The organism is Caballeronia sp. SL1002 (assembly GCF_057814995.1).
This window is the reverse complement of record NZ_JBYMUW010000002.1, coordinates 2,784,161-2,798,866: the sequence shown is the minus strand read 5'-3', so window position 1 is coordinate 2,798,866 and position 14,706 is coordinate 2,784,161. Positions and strand designations below refer to the sequence as shown.

The 14,706-nt window shown below is 62.7% G+C and carries 13 protein-coding genes; 7 read left to right on the top strand and 6 right to left on the bottom strand.

The features are described 5' to 3' along the window. Positions 1-36: 36 nt before the first annotated feature. Positions 37-1,377, bottom strand: a complete 1,341-nt coding sequence (locus AC3D25_RS15395) for an MFS transporter (RefSeq protein WP_488889710.1) — start codon at positions 1,375-1,377, stop codon at positions 37-39. A gap of 133 nt (positions 1,378-1,510) precedes the next feature. Continuing rightward, entirely contained in the window at positions 1,511-2,443 is a 933-nt protein-coding gene (locus AC3D25_RS15390; RefSeq protein WP_488889226.1) for a 2-hydroxyacid dehydrogenase, read from the bottom strand. A gap of 196 nt (positions 2,444-2,639) precedes the next feature. On the opposite strand from AC3D25_RS15390, the gene AC3D25_RS15385 reads away from it, so the two are divergent. Next, positions 2,640-4,703: a putative bifunctional diguanylate cyclase/phosphodiesterase gene (locus tag AC3D25_RS15385; protein WP_488889225.1), complete on the top strand. Its 2,064-nt coding sequence runs from the start codon at positions 2,640-2,642 to the stop codon at positions 4,701-4,703. Between the two features lie 40 nt (positions 4,704-4,743). Here the strand turns inward: AC3D25_RS15385 and AC3D25_RS15380 are convergent, their stop codons facing one another. From AC3D25_RS15380 to kce, 4 genes are all read right to left on the bottom strand, one after another. Then, the gene (locus AC3D25_RS15380) at positions 4,744-5,535 is read right to left on the bottom strand and encodes an SDR family oxidoreductase (protein ID WP_488889224.1); all 792 of its coding nucleotides are present in this window, start codon (positions 5,533-5,535) and stop codon (positions 4,744-4,746) included. 17 nt (positions 5,536-5,552) lie between these two features. After that, positions 5,553-6,293 (bottom strand): 3-oxoacyl-ACP reductase FabG, encoded by a 741-nt coding sequence (fabG, locus tag AC3D25_RS15375; protein WP_488889223.1) that lies wholly within the window; start codon positions 6,291-6,293, stop codon positions 5,553-5,555. Positions 6,294-6,336: 43 nt separating this feature from the next. After that, on the bottom strand, positions 6,337-7,680 hold the full coding sequence (locus AC3D25_RS15370) for an MFS transporter (RefSeq protein WP_488889222.1): 1,344 nt from the start codon (positions 7,678-7,680) through the stop codon (positions 6,337-6,339). An 89-nt stretch (positions 7,681-7,769) separates the two neighbouring features. Then, positions 7,770-8,714 carry a 3,5-dioxohexanoate:acetyl-CoA acetone transferase gene (gene kce, locus AC3D25_RS15365; RefSeq protein ID WP_488889221.1) on the bottom strand — a complete coding sequence of 315 codons (945 nt, stop codon included), beginning with the start codon at positions 8,712-8,714 and terminating at the stop codon, positions 7,770-7,772. Between the two features lie 135 nt (positions 8,715-8,849). Between kce and AC3D25_RS15360 the strand changes: the two genes are divergently transcribed. The 6 genes from AC3D25_RS15360 to AC3D25_RS15335 all read left to right on the top strand — a co-directional run bounded on the left by AC3D25_RS15360 (position 8,850) and on the right by AC3D25_RS15335 (position 14,703). Beyond that, positions 8,850-9,875, top strand: coding sequence for an AraC family transcriptional regulator (locus tag AC3D25_RS15360; RefSeq protein ID WP_488889220.1), 1,026 nt, complete (start codon positions 8,850-8,852; stop codon positions 9,873-9,875). Positions 9,876-10,181: 306 nt separating this feature from the next. Further along, on the top strand, positions 10,182-10,304 hold the full coding sequence (locus AC3D25_RS15355) for a hypothetical protein (protein WP_488889219.1): 123 nt from the start codon (positions 10,182-10,184) through the stop codon (positions 10,302-10,304). Positions 10,305-10,437: 133 nt separating this feature from the next. Next, a complete protein-coding gene (gene ppk2 / locus AC3D25_RS15350; protein ID WP_488889218.1) occupies positions 10,438-11,262 on the top strand; it encodes a polyphosphate kinase 2 in 825 nt (274 codons plus the stop codon). A gap of 173 nt (positions 11,263-11,435) precedes the next feature. Beyond that, the gene (locus AC3D25_RS15345) at positions 11,436-13,130 is read left to right on the top strand and encodes a SulP family inorganic anion transporter (protein ID WP_488889217.1); all 1,695 of its coding nucleotides are present in this window, start codon (positions 11,436-11,438) and stop codon (positions 13,128-13,130) included. A 17-nt stretch (positions 13,131-13,147) separates the two neighbouring features. Further along, positions 13,148-13,882, top strand: coding sequence for a potassium channel family protein (locus tag AC3D25_RS15340; protein WP_488889216.1), 735 nt, complete (start codon positions 13,148-13,150; stop codon positions 13,880-13,882). A 500-nt stretch (positions 13,883-14,382) separates the two neighbouring features. After that, positions 14,383-14,703, top strand: coding sequence for a helix-turn-helix domain-containing protein (locus tag AC3D25_RS15335; RefSeq protein ID WP_488889215.1), 321 nt, complete (start codon positions 14,383-14,385; stop codon positions 14,701-14,703). Positions 14,704-14,706: the final 3 nt, after the last annotated feature.

The window sequence follows — 14,706 nt, the reverse complement described above, 5'->3', positions numbered from 1 at the left end:
GCGCAAGCAAAACCCAACCCCGATCCAGGGCCCGCCCTAACCCTTTGGATCCCGCGCAATCAACCTCAACCCACTAGCAACACTCGCCGCACCCGCAAACCCGGCCCCGAGCGAGAGCGCCAACGCCGGCCCATGCCGCCCGGCGATACCAAAACAAAGCGCCACGAGCGCCGCGCCAATGGCCTGCCCGAGCAGCCGCGCCGTCGCGACCACGCCGCTCGCGCCACCACTGCGCTCGCGTGGCGCACTCGCCATAAACGCCTTCAAGTTCGGCGACTGGAAAAATCCGAAGCCCGCGCCGCAGATCGCCATGCGGATGCCGATATCGAGCGCGTGCGGATTCGCGGGCAGCATCGCGAGCGATACCATGCCCGCGCACAGGATCGCCAGGCCGACGCCGCCAAGTAAGCCCGGTGGATATCGGTCGGAAAGCCGTCCGGCAATCGGCGCCATCATCGCGACCAGTACCGACCACGGCGTCATCAGAAAACCCGTTTCCACCTGACTACGGCCGAGAAACCCCTCGAAATAGAACGGCAGCGACACGAACGCCAAACCTTGCGCCGCGAACGAACACACGGCGGTCAACGTAGACAGCGCGAACATCGGCCGCTTGAAAAGATCGACAGGCAGCATCGGCGCGGGATGGCCGTGCTCGCGGCGCAGCATCAAGCCGCCCGCGATCGCCGTCACTGCAAGCGACGCCAGCACGACCTGCGCCGGCGCGCGCTGCGCGGCTTCGCCAAGCGCGAAAATCAGCGATGCGAACGTCACCACGTTCAGCGCCGCCGCGACACGGTCGAATCCGTGCGTGCTGCGCGGCGTCTGCGGCAACGCGGGCCACGCGATAAACAACGCCACCGCGCCGACCGGCAGGTTCACCGCGAACAGCCACGGCCACGAACCGAGCGAGAGCACGATCGACGCGACCGTCGGCCCGACCGCGAACGACACGCCGACAATCAGCGCATTCAGCCCGACACCGCGCCCAAGCCGATGCAGCGGAAAAATCGCGCTGATGAGCGCGGTGTTGACGCTCATGATCGCGCTCGCGCCGAGACCCTGGAGCAGGCGCGCGGCGACGAGTGTCGGAAGTGACCACGAAAACGCGCAAACCGCCGACGCCACCAGAAACAGGATCAACCCGCCGAGATAAATCCGCCGGTGTCCGACGATCCCGCCGAGCGCCGCGAGCGGCAGCAACGTGGCGACCATCGCGAGCTGGTACGCGTTGATGATCCACACGGACGCGGCGGGCGCGGCGTGGAGGTCGGCGGCGATGGCCGGGAGCGCTGTGTTGGCGATGGCCGTGTCGAGCGTGGCGAGCGCCACCGCGAGCAGGATGGCGGCCATGCCGCGGCGCTGGAGCGACGTCAGCGGCGCGTCGGGATCGCGGGTCTCGGCGTTGGAATCGTTCGGGTTCGGCACGTTGTTTGAGCGTCTCGCAGCGGTGGAGTCCGACACGATACGGGAACCCGCGAATTTCCGCAGAGCCCCGTCGAATAAGCTTTCAAACAGGTGTCAGAACAGGCTGGCCGGCAAAATGCCGCTTTGCGTTATCGACGAAAAGCTCGACCGACGCGCGGAACGCTTCCGGCGACCAGCCGCCCACATGCGGCGTCAGCACCACGCGCGCCGAGCCGGTCAAAAGCGCGGGCGGCGCGGGCTCGCCTTCGTACACGTCCAGACCCGCGCCCGCGATCACGCCGCGTTCGAGCGCCTCCGCGAGCGCCGCCGTATCGACGACACTGCCGCGCGACACGTTCACCAGAAAGCCCGCCGGACCGAGCGCTTCCAGCACCTCGGCGTTGATGAGATGCCGCGTGCCCGTGCCGCCCGGCGTCGAAATCACGAGGTAATCGGCCCAACCGGCGAGCGCGAGCAGGGAATCGAAATAGGCGAACGGCGACTCCGCTTGCTGGCGGCGGCCGTGATAGCCAATCTCGATATCGAAGCCAACCGCGCGTTTCGCCACTTTCTTCCCGATATGCCCCAAACCGACAATTCCCAGCCGCTTATGCGAGAAATTCGGCTGCATCGGCAGGTCGTCGCGCCAGACGCCGGCACGGCACGCGTGGTCCAGCCCGGGAATCTGGCGGACGACGCCGAGCAGCAGCGCGAACGCGTGATCGGCGACGCAATCGTCGTTCGTGCCCGCGCCGTTCACCACGACGATCCCGCGCGCCGCCGCCGCATCGCGCGCGATGTTTTCATAGCCCGCGCCGAGCGCGCCGATCAGTTCGAGCTGCGGCATCTGCGCGATTTCGTCGGCGGTGAGGCCGGTCGTGCCGTTCGTCAGCACTGCGCGAATGTCCGCGCCGCGCTCGGCGACGGTCGGGCCGCGCAACGCGGGATCGGCGGCGTAGAGGAGATCGAAATTCGCCGCGACGATGGCGTGGCGTTCGGAATCAAGGGGAATCAGGACGAGAAGTGTGGGCAGCATAGTGTCAGAAGAAATGACCGTTAAAAAGCCAACAAGCGATAGACACAAACAGGACAAATCGAAAGCAAACGTAAAACGGGTAAAAACACGAAGAAAACCGTCCCCTGCACTCAAGTTGTTCGATATCCCGACGATAAACGAAAGCGCGCTCGTCCTTGGAAGGGCAAAAAGATCGCGCTTCGAGGGAGGGTTTCCAATGTTAGTCGGGAGTTACAACAGTCTGCTGGTGCTGTTCTCATTTTTGGTCGCCGTGCTCGCGTCCTACACGGCGCTCGACCTGGTCGGGCGCATCTCGAGCGCTGGCAAAGTCGCCGCGCGCTGGTGGCTGGGCGGCGGCGCGATCGCGATGGGGCTGGGCGTCTGGTCGATGCACTTCATCGGCATGCTCGCGTTCAGCCTGCCGATCCACCTCGGCTTCGACTTCGGGCTGACCGTCGTGTCGCTCGTTATCGCCATCGCGTCTTCCATGTTCGCGCTCTGGCTCGGCAGCCGCCGCGACCTCCCGTGGCGACAGCACATGGCCGGCGCGCTGTTGATGGGCGCGGGCATTTCCGCGATGCACTACACCGGCATGGGCGCCATGAAGATGACGCCGGGCATCGTGTATGTGCCGTCGCTCGTCGCCGCGTCGATTGGCGTTGCGGTCGTCGCGTCGGGCGCGGCGCTGTGGATCGCGTTTCATTTGCGCGCGTACAGCGCGCGCGTGCGGACGTACCGGATGGGCGCGGCCGTCGTGATGGGCATCGCGATCGTCGCGATGCATTACACCGGCATGGCCGCCGCCGAGTTCCCGGTCGGTTCGATCTGCGGCGCGGCGCGCGTCGGCTTGCGCACGGAATCGCTGGCTTTGCCGATTATCGTCGTGACGATTGCCGTGCTCGCGGTCGCGCTCGTGACTTCGGTGCTCGATTTGCGACTCGAAATCAGAACAAACGCGCTGTCGAATTCGCTTGCCGAGGCGAATCAGGAATTGTCTTACCTCGTGCTCCACGACAACCTGACCAAGCTGCCGAACCGGCTGTTGCTGGAAGACCGTCTCAAGCAGGCGATCGAACATGCCGACGAAGCGCACACGCAGTTCGCCGTGATGTTCATGGACCTCGACGGCTTCAAGAGCGTCAACGACACGTTCGGGCACAACATCGGCGACATGCTGCTCGTGCAGGCCGCCGAGCGGATCCGCGCGAACGTGCGCGCGCAGGACACGTGCGCGCGGGTCGGCGGCGACGAATTCGTGCTGCTCGCGAACGTGGGCGAGCCGGGCCACGCGGCGAGCATCGCCGACAAACTCGTCACCGCCATCGACGAACCGTTCCAGGTCGCGGGGCACGACTTGCGCGTTTCGGTGAGCGTCGGGATCGCGATTTATCCGGGTAACGGCGAGGATGAGCATGCGTTGCTCAAGAGCGCGGACGTCGCGATGTACCACGCGAAATCGCTGGGCCGCAATCAGGCGTGCTTCTTCGAAGGCTCGATGAACACCAACAGCGAGGACCATCTGACGCTGTTGCAGGACTTGCGGCTGGCGAGAAAACGCGCGCAGTTCGTCCTTTACTACCAGCCGAAGTTTCGCGCGCCGAGCGGGCCGATGATCGGCGTGGAGGCGCTCTTGCGCTGGAACCATCCGACGCGCGGGATGATCGCGCCGGACCAGTTCATCGGACTGGCCGAGCGGACCGGGCTGATCGTGCAGATCGGCGAATGGGTGATCGACGAAGCGTGCCGGCAGATTGCCGAGTGGCGCAGCACGGGCCGCGAAGCGCTGACGATGGCCGTGAATATTTCCGCGCTTCAGTTCAGCAATAGCCGGCTCGTGCCGATTGTCGAAGGGGCGCTCGCACGGCATCGGCTGGCGGGCGACGCGCTGACGCTGGAGATCACGGAATCGACCGCGATGCGCGATGTCGATGCCAGCCTGATCGTGCTCGAACAGTTGCGCGCGCTGGGCGTTCGTATTTCCATCGACGATTTCGGCACCGGCTATTCGAGCCTGCTTTATCTCAAGCGGCTGCCGGCAAGCGAGTTGAAGATCGACCGCGGGTTTATCAGCGAACTCGCGCAGGGTACGGAAGACGCGGCAATCGTCTCGGCGATCATCGCGCTCGGGCAGACGCTGAATCTGAGTATCGTCGCGGAAGGCGTGGAAACCGGCGCGCAGCAGGACATGCTGACGCGGCTCGGATGCGATTCGCTGCAGGGCTTTTTGCTCGGACGGCCGATGCCGGCGGGCGACTTCGAGATGGCGGCGGCGGCGGGCTGAGGCCGGCTAAAAATCGCAGAACTCAACGCGCCGCGCCGATTTAGAGATACTCGACGTTCCCGTCGATACTGATCGCCTGGCCCGAAATATTCCGGCCCGCCGGTGACGCGAGGAAGAGCGTCATGGCGGCGATGTCGTCGACGGTCACCATGCGCCGCAGCGAAATCTTCTCCAGATATTCGCCCTTCATTTGATCGAAACCGATGCCAAGCGCGTCCGCCCGCGCGGAAATCACGCGGTCCATGCGCTCGCCCTCGACCACACCCGGCAGGATCGCGTTGACGCGCACGTTATTGGGCCCGAGTTCGATCGCGAGCGATTTAACCAGTCCGACGATCGCCCATTTTGTGGCGGCGTAAGGCGTGCGATACGGGTAGCCAAGCCGCCCGGCCACCGACGCCATCGCGATAATGCACGGGTTCGTCGACGTCTCCTTCAGCAGCGGTACGGCCTTCCGCAGGAAATAGAACTGGCTGTTGAGATTCGTCGAAACCGTGCGTTCCCACGCGTCCGGTTCGAGCGCTTCGACCGCGCCCGTCGGGCCCGCGATTCCCGCGTTATTGATAAGAATATCCAGGCCGCCGAGCTTTTCCCGCGCATCGTCGATTATCCGGTCGACTTGTTCGCGATCCGCGACGTCGGCCACGCCGACATGAAGCCGAGGATCGGCGGTTTTCGCCCGGTCGATGGCAGCGGGATCGACGTCGCAAATGTAGACGTGCGCGCCGACGTCCAGAAACGCCTGCGCAATGGCGGCGCCGATGCCCGACGCCGCGCCGGAGATCAATACGCGCAGTCCGGGGACTGGCTTCAGAAGGTCGATGGTTTTCATGTTCGTTTCCTGATGGCTTACAGCGTCATCCCGCCCGACGCCTCGATCACGGCGCCGTTGATATAACTCGCTTCGTCGCTGGCGAGAAACGCGTAGATGTTGGCGACTTCCTCCGGCTTGCCGAGCCGGCGCAACGGAACCTGCTCGCGCATCTTCGCCAGCACGTCTTCGGGGACGGTCGAGAGAATCGGCGTATCGATAAAGCCCGGCGCGATCGCATTTACGCGAATGCCCTTCGGGCCCAACTCGCGGCTCCACGTTTTCGTAAAGCCGATCACGCCGAACTTCGCGGCCGCGTAGTTCGTCTGCCCGTAATTCCCGTAGATACCGACGACCGAGCTCGCATTGAGAATCACGCCCGAACCTTGCTCGATCATCCTGTCGACGACCGCCTGCGACGCGTGGAACACGCCGCGCAGGTTCACGTCGATCACGTCGTCGAACTGCTTGAGCGTCATCTTTTGAAGACGCGCGTCGCGTGTGATACCGGCGTTATTGACGAGAACGTCGATCCTGCCGTAACGCTCCAGCACGTTCGCCACCATGTCGTCCACGGCTTCGCGATTCGCGACGTCGAGCGTGAAGCCGACCGCTTCCGCGCCCGCTTCCCGACACGCGCCGACAACTTCGAGCACCGCGTCGTGCTTCATGTCGCACACCGCAACGACGGCGCCTTCGCGCGCGAATTTAAGCGCGGTTGCAGCGCCGATGCCCTGCGCCGCGCCCGTGATAATGGCGACCTTTCCGTTCAATCTCATTGTTTTCACTCGTTCTCAGAAAAGATGGGTTGCGTAGCCAGGCTCATCGCTCGGTAGTGAGCAGCGGCTCGTGCGCGCTCGCCGCGCGGCCTTCCGATTGCACGGCCTTGGCGAGCAGCGGAACCAGAATCAGGCCGAGCACCGACGCGCCGACGACCACGGAAAATCCCGATGCGCTTTTTCCCGACGCAGTCTCGGCCAGCCCGAAAAGATAAGGCCCGACGAATCCGCCGATCAACCCGATCGTGTTGATGAACGCGAGTCCGGCGGCGGCCCGGATTCCGTGCAGCCGCTTCATCGAGATGGCCCAGTAAAGCGGCAGCACGCCGCCCGCAAAGAACGCCGTCACGATGAACAACACGAGTTGCATCGCGACCCAACTGGACGAGATAAACAGGATCGCGCTCACGACCAGTCCCGCCGTCAGCACGCCGAGATAGACGAAGTCGTTCGTCACCCGGCGATGAATACGCGGCAGCACCAGCACGCCCAGCAAAAAGCCGATGCCGACGCTGCTCGACAGCACGCCGATCATCAACGGCGACTTGACCTGCATTTGCTGGATCATCGCCGGGGTGAAGAACACGAGTCCGACGAACGCGACCTGATTCAGAAAGTAGATCAGCCCGGTCAGCACGGTGGCGGGACTCTTCAGCGCGGCGACCCAGTCCTGCGAGAAATGACCCGCATGCGCGCCATCCGGCACGGCGCGGGTTTCGAGTGCGCGCGCTTCTTCGCTCGACAGCCAGCGCGCATCGGACGGTTTCTCCGGCAGCTTGAACCACAGAATGACGCCGACCACGATGGTCGGCAGGCCTTCGAGCAGAAACAGCCATTGCCAGCCGTGCAGGCCGCCGAGGCCGTCCATCTGCATGAACGCGCCGCCCAGCGGATTGCCGATCACCAGCGCAAGCGCGGGCGCGGTGTAGATCCAGCCGACCGCAACCGAGCGGTCTTTCGGCGCGAACCACATCGTCACCATGTACATCAGCGCGGGGAACAAACCTGCTTCCGCGATGCCGAGCAACACGCGGATCGTATAAAACGACGCTTCGCCCTGAACGAACATCATCGAAGCCGACAGCGCGCCCCACGTGACCGCGATCCGCGCGATCCAGCGACGCGGTCCCACTCGATGCGCGGCCAGGTTGCTCGGCACTTCGAGCAGCGCATAGCCGAGAAAGAAAATGCCCGCGCCGAGCCCGTACGCGGCCGCGCTGATGCCGAGGTCGGCGGCAAGCCGCGCCTTGGCAAGCGACACGTTCGTCCGGTCGAGATACGACATGAAATAGATTGCGCACATGAGCGGGATGAGCCGCAACATGGCCTTTTGCGTCGCGATGCGGTGTAGTTCGCGACCGCCGTCGCCATTGAACTGGGTTGTCATGCTGTCTCCACCAAAGGGTGCACTTTATTGTTTTGTTGGATTGGATCTAACCGGCGCGGTTGAAAAAAACCGGTATCGGTTGGTGTTCTTTAAGGTCGCGCCGCGAAGTTGACCTTGTCGGCGCCTTTGAGGCCGAGCATCTGCCGCGCTTCGGCCGGCGTTGCGATCTCGAACGAAAGTTCTTCGAGGATGTGCCGGATCTTCCGCACCTGTTGCGCGTTCGTCTCCGCCTTCACGCCCTTTCCGAGATACACGCTGTCTTCCAGCCCGACCCGGACATTGCCGCCCATGATTGCGCCCATCGTGACGAACGCCATCTGATGGCGGCCCGCGCCGAGAATAGAAAACTGATAGTTCTCGCGCCCGAAAAGTCGATCCGCCGTCGTGCGCATGACCGCCATGTTTTCCGGGTCCGCGCCGAGGCCGCCGAGAATTCCGAACACCGACTGGATAAAGAACGGCGGCTTGACCAGCCCCTGATCGACGAAATGCGCGAGGTTGTACAGGTGCCCGACGTCGTAGCACTCGAACTCGAAGCGCGTGCCGCTCTCGCCCAGATCGAGCATGATGTTTTTGATGTCCCTGAAGGTATTGCGGAAGATCGTGTCTTCCATGCCTTCGATGAAATCCTTCTCCCAGTCGTAACGCCACGACTGAATCCTGGCGGCAATCGGATGGATCGAGAAGTTCATCGACCCCATGTTCAGCGAACACATTTCGGGTCGCGCGAGACGCGGATAGGCCAGGCGGTCGGCGAGTGTCATGCGGGTGCTGCCGCCCGTCGTGATGTTAATGACCGCGTCGGTCGCCTCCACGATGGCCGGCACGAACTGCCTGAACACATCGGGTGAAGGCGTCGGCCGGCCGTCAGCCGGATCGCGCGCGTGCAGATGAAGGATTGCGGCGCCGGCCTGCGCGGCTTCGATCGATTGCGCCGCGATCTGCGACGGCGTCAGCGGCAGATATTCCGACATCGACGGCGTATGCGTCGCGCCGGTGATCGCGCACGAAATAATGACTTTGCGATTGGACAAGCGTGTCTCCTGAGTCCCGGGCGTGCCATAGACGGACCGCCCTGTTGTGATACCGATACTAGTGAGATACGATTTCGCCCGTAAGGTCATTTTCGGACAACGCGATGTTGTCCCGGGACATTCCGAGGTGAAGCGGTGCCATCGAAGTTGCCATTGCAAAACGAGCGCATTCACGCGCCCTACAAAATCGCGGCGCTTGTCGAGGTGCTCGGTGAGCAGGGCATCGCGCCGGAGGATTGCCTGAAAGGCAGCGGCGTCGATGCCGACAGGATTTACGACGCGTCCGCGTTGACCTCGGTCCGCCAGTACGCGGCGGTCTGCCGGAACGCGATTTCGTTGTCGTGCAGTCCGGCGACGCCGTTTATCGTCGGGTCGCGGCTGCATTTGTCGGCGTACGGGATGTACGGCTACGCGCTGATGTCGTGCCTGTCGCTGGGTGACTATTTCCGGCTCGGCGTCCGGTATCACCAGCTCGCGACGCCGACGCTCACCATCGAATGGACCGCGTATCCCGACGAGGGCATCTGGACGTTCCCCGACGCGTTGACCTTCGATCCATCGAAGGAACTGCGCGCGTTTCTGATCGAGCAGCAGTTCACGCAGCATGTGACGCATCTGCAGGACGTGGCCGGACGAAGCTGCCCGCCCACCAAGGCGTGCTTTTCGTACCCGGCGCCGGCGCACGCCGACATTTACGCTGAGTATCTGTGCTGTCCGTGTTACTTCGACCAGCCGCAATGCGAGCTTCATTACGACAGCGGGATTTTCGAGCAGCAGCCGCAACTCGCGCATCGCCTCACGGCCACGCTATTGCAGGAAACGTGCGACCGGCTTATCGGCCAGGCCAAGACATCGGCGGGCGTTTCGGGCGAGGTCTATCAGATGTTGATGCGCAAACCCGGCGAGTTTCCGGGCATGGAAGCCGTCGCGGATGCGCTCAAGATGACGAGCCGGACGTTGCGGCGGCGTCTTGAGGCCGAGGGCACGTCGTTTGTCGCGATTATCGACGACGTGCGCTGCGCGCTTGCCACCGAATATTTGAAGACCACGCGGCTGAGCACGGACGATATCGCGATGCTGCTCGGCTTCAGCGATCCGGCGAACTTTCGACGCGCGCTGAAACGCTGGACGGGGAAGGGGCCGGGGGAGTTACGGCGCTGAGGTTGGCGGTCGCGGGGCATTGTCCGGACAACGCAAGCGGCTTCCGGGCCGCGTTTTTTCCGAGATCGGACATTCGGCCGCGAGCTGTGAAAAATGGTCCACGCGCCCTTGTCTTCGTTGCGTGGATCGGCCAGCATTCCAGGCAGGTACAACCCGAAAGCAGGAGTAACGATCATGGCTCGACTATTTGTCAGCAACATCGAACCGGGAATTTCGGATAACGAAATTCGTGAGTTTTTTTAGCGATATGGGTTCCCGGCGTTCGACGCTATCGAGCGTATCTCGAACGACGGCCCGCAACCCGCGGTGACGCTGACGTTCCATGGCATCGCTCCCGTTTCCTTGCGCGATCTCCAGGGCCGCATGCACAACCTCTACTGGAAGGGTCGCACGATCGGCGTGCAGATTCTGCGAGACGCATTCACCTGACTTTCTGACGAAATAGTCCTTCGATTGATGAGTTATCCCGATGATTGGATGCGTGGCCGGCTGGGTTGATCGTGACGTATCCCGGCGAACGGACCCTCAAGGCGGGATCCATGCGGAGCAATGAGGCACACCGATGAATGTCGATATCAAGAAGAGTAAGAAGCCCGGCAAGTCCGAAGCGGACGAGCCGATGACGGCTAAAGCGTACGACAAATCGCTCGCACGTCTTCACGTGGAACTGGTCAAGCTGCAGGAATGGGTGGTCCAGAGCGGCGCGAAGGTGTGCGTGGTGTTCGAGGGACGCGACGGCGCGGGCAAGGGCGGCACGATCAAAGCGATCACCGAGCGCGTGAGTCCGCGCGTGTTCCGCGTCATCGCATTGCCTGCGCCGACGGAGCGCGAAAAGTCCCAGATGTATGTCCAGCGCTATCTGCCGCATCTTCCGGCGGCGGGCGAGGTCGTGATCTTCGACCGTAGCTGGTACAACCGCGCCGGCGTGGAGCGCGTCATGGGCTTTTGTACGGACGAGCAAGCGGATGTCTTTCTCAGATCCACTCCGGCCGTGGAGCGCGCAATGATCGCGTCGGGCATTATCCTGATCAAGTACTGGCTCGAAGTCGGCGAGGAAGAGCAGACGCGGAGGCTTGAAGCGCGTATTCACGATGCGCGGAAAACCTGGAAACTTTCCGGGATGGATCTGAAATCCTTTAGCCGCTGGTACGACTACTCCCGTGCGCGCGACGCGATGTTCGCCGCCACGGACACGGATTTCGCGCCGTGGTTCGTCGCCAATTCCGACAACAAGAAGCGCGCGCGGCTGAACATCATCAGCCACTTGCTGAGCCGCATTCCGTATGAAGAAGTAGTGAGGGAAAAAGTCACGCTGCCGAAACGCCAGAAGCCGGGCGGTTACCGCGAGCCGGATTATCCGTACAAGCTGATTCCTGCGGCGTTCTGACCTGAACGCGGCCCGGGTTGGGCCGCACCGGGACACATTGGTTCGATTCGCGGGCATCCTGGCGGCGCGCGCGAATTCGCATTTTCTTTGCCACCGCATTCACCGCACTTCGGCAGACGCCGAGCACGGCGGATCGGCATCATGATCGACCACCTTACGGAACGCACTTCTTCATGGCCGACGACTCACCAAAGCGCGCCGCCCGCCGCCTGTCCGTTCCCATTCCCGAGTGGTTGCGTCACTATCAGGCGGAGTGGCTCAAGCCGGATCTGGCTGCGGGGCTCACCTCCGCTGCCGTGGTCATACCGAACGCGCTCACCTACGCGACCATCGCGGGGTTGCCCGTTCAGGTCGGCCTGTACACGGCGTTCCTGCCGCTGTTGGTCTACGCTTTGCTCGGGACATCGCGGCCGCTGAGCGTCAGTACCACCACCACGCTTGCGATTCTGGTCGCGTCCGCGCTCGGCAATCTGGTGCCCGACGCGAACACGCACGGCTTGCTGACAGCGACGGCGACGCTCGCCGCCATGGTGGGCGGCATCCTTTTGCTGGCGTCGCTACTTCGACTGGGATTCGTCGCCGACTTTATCTCCGACCCGGTACTGACGGGCTTCAAGGCGGGCATCGCGATCGTGATTCTGGTCGATCAGTTTCCGAAGCTGCTCGGCATTCATTTCCAGAAGGGAACGTTTTTCCACAACCTGCTGGCGATCGGCCACGGCATTCCTCAGACATCCTTAGCCACCGCCGCCGTGAGCGCGGCGACGGTGGCTGTGCTGCTCGCATTCCGGCGCTCCATGCCGCGCGCGCCCGCGCCTCTCATCGCCGTGGCGTTCGGGATTGCCGCCGTGTTGCTGTTCGGCTTGCAAGACCACGGCGTCAGCACGGTGGGCTTCGTTCCGACCGGTCTGCCGTCCTTGACCCTTCCCGACGCCGCCTTGTTCGAGCAACTCTGGCCCGCGGCCGCGGGTATCGCGCTGATGAGCTTCACTGAGACCATCGCCGCGGGGCGCGCATTCGTCCAGGACGGCGAGCGGACACCGGTCGCAAACCGCGAACTGCTGGCGACGGGCATGGCGAATCTCGGTGCGGGATTGTTCGGCGCGATGCCTGCTGGCGGCGGCACGACCCAGACGGCGGTGAATCGTCGTGCGGGCGCGCGGACGCAAATGTCGGGCTTGGTCACGGCGGCCGTTTCGCTCGGCTCGATGCTGCTGCTCGCGCCGTTTATCCGGCTGATTCCCCACGCCACGCTGGCCGCCATAGTCATGGTGTATTCAGCCGGACTTTGCAAACCCGCGGAGTTCCGGGCGATCCTCCGGGTGCGTCGAATGGAACTACTGTGGGCGGTGGTCGCGATGATCGGCGTGGTGTTGCTCGGGACGCTGCAAGGGATTCTGGTGGCGATCGTCGTATCCCTCGTGGCGCTTGCGTATCAGGTCTCCAATCCGCCCGTCTACGTCATGGCGCGCAAGCGGGAAACCAATGTGTTCCGCCCGATATCCGCTGCGCATATCGACGACGAAACGTTCCCCGGCATGCTGCTGCTTCGCCCGGAAGGACGCATCTTTTTTGCCAATGTGGGCCATGTCGGCGAGAAGATGCGCGTGCTGATCGATCAGGCCAAGCCGAAGATCGTGGTGCTGGATCTGGGTGGCGTTTTCGATATCGAGTACACCGCGCTCAAGTTGCTCATCAAGGCCGAAAAGAGCTACCGCGAAACCGGCGTTTCACTTTGGCTGGCCGGGCTCAACCCGGGCGTGCTCGCCATGATACAACGCTCACCGCTCGCCGAAACGCTGGGCCACGAACGGATGTTTTTCAACCTGGAGCAAGCGGTCGCCAGCTATCTCCCGAGTCATTCCTGAGCGCCACGGCCTAAACGATGTTCTTCAGATTGCTCAAGCCCGGCGCGACGGCGGCACGCCTGCGTGCGTGCCGCAAACGCCTTTCCCCGACGCCTATCGGCAGCATGTCGGTGCTTCTCGTCCTGTTGTCGCTGAACGTTTTCGTTCTTCCATTTGCCGCCGATCAAAACAGCCTCCTCGCCCGGATCGGACGCGATCTGCTTCTCTCCTTGATCCTGCTGAGCGGCGTCTCGGCGGTTTCCGAGCGCCGGACGCAATTGATCGTAATGGCGATGGTCGGCGTTCTGACCACACTGGTCCGTTGGGGCGGCTGGCTATTTCCCGTCCGCGATATGCTCGGACTGCTCGACGGAACGGCGCTCGTCTCGCTCGGCGTTCTCGGCGCGGTAATCGGCTTCAAGGTATTCAGCGGCGGCGCCGCGACTCTCGAGCGGATTTTGGGCGCGGTCGCGCTCTACGTATTGATCGGCGTGATCTGGGCGGAGGCTTATCAACTGGTGAGCGGACACCTCGCGGGCGCCTACGCGGGCGCGGGAACCGCGAAGGTTTCAGCCGATAACTCGACGTGGGTCTACTTCAGCTTCGTGACGCTTACGACCGTGGGCTACGGCGACGTCACGCCGGTCGCGCCCGCCGCGAGATCGCTCGCGATAATCGAGGCGATGATCGGCCAGCTTTATCCCGCGATCATTCTCGCCCGGCTGGTTTCGCTGCACGCCGCGAAAGACGGAGCCGCTTCGAGCAAAGGTTGAAGGAATAAAGATTGAAGAAACAGTGAAAAAGCCCCGGTTCGCTTTCTAGCACCGCTGCCTAATCTATCCTTGCCGCCTCGCGCCGATGTCGGCGCAGGGTACGGCTTCTCGCGCGTTTAGATACCGTAGGCGCGCAGTGTTTCTTGTACGTAGTTTCGAAACCAATAGTGCTTAGCCGCGGCAGAAGGCAGGGTCGCCGGCGGCGGATTGTTCTGAAGTGTTTGTTTCTGACAAGCAAGCTGCTTTCGCCGTCAACATTTCTTGGAGGAAAAAGTCGTTCCACCACCCGCGTTGCTGGCCTTCTTTGGAGAGATCGGAGAGTGCGCCAGTGCTCGCTTGGCCGTTCCCTTGTGAAGTTAGCCCACAGGCGCTGCCGATTTTGTCGGTTGTTTTTTATACATGAACGGATATAATCCGGACAAATGCCGCTAGTGTCCTTCCCGAAACTCGGGAGCGCAAAATATCGTTGACGGCGGGGTATGACGAGGCGGGAGATCACGATGCAACGCAGAGAGACGCACGGCGGCAAAGACAATGTGCTAACTACCCTCGACTTTAACGATCCGGGGGATCTGTCGGCAAAGACCATCCTTGCTGTCAAGTTGAACGCGTTGATTGAACAACGCGGCCTTAGCCAGATGCAAGTTGCCGAAATTACTGGGATGACGCAACCGAAGATATCACTGGTTCGTCGTTATAAGCTGCAGAATATTTCGCTTGAACGCCTGATGCAGGCGCTGGTATCGCTCGGTCAGCATGTTGAGATCGTCGTCAGGCCTGCAAGGAAGACCAGCCGCGCTTCGATCACGGTCGCAGCTTAGACG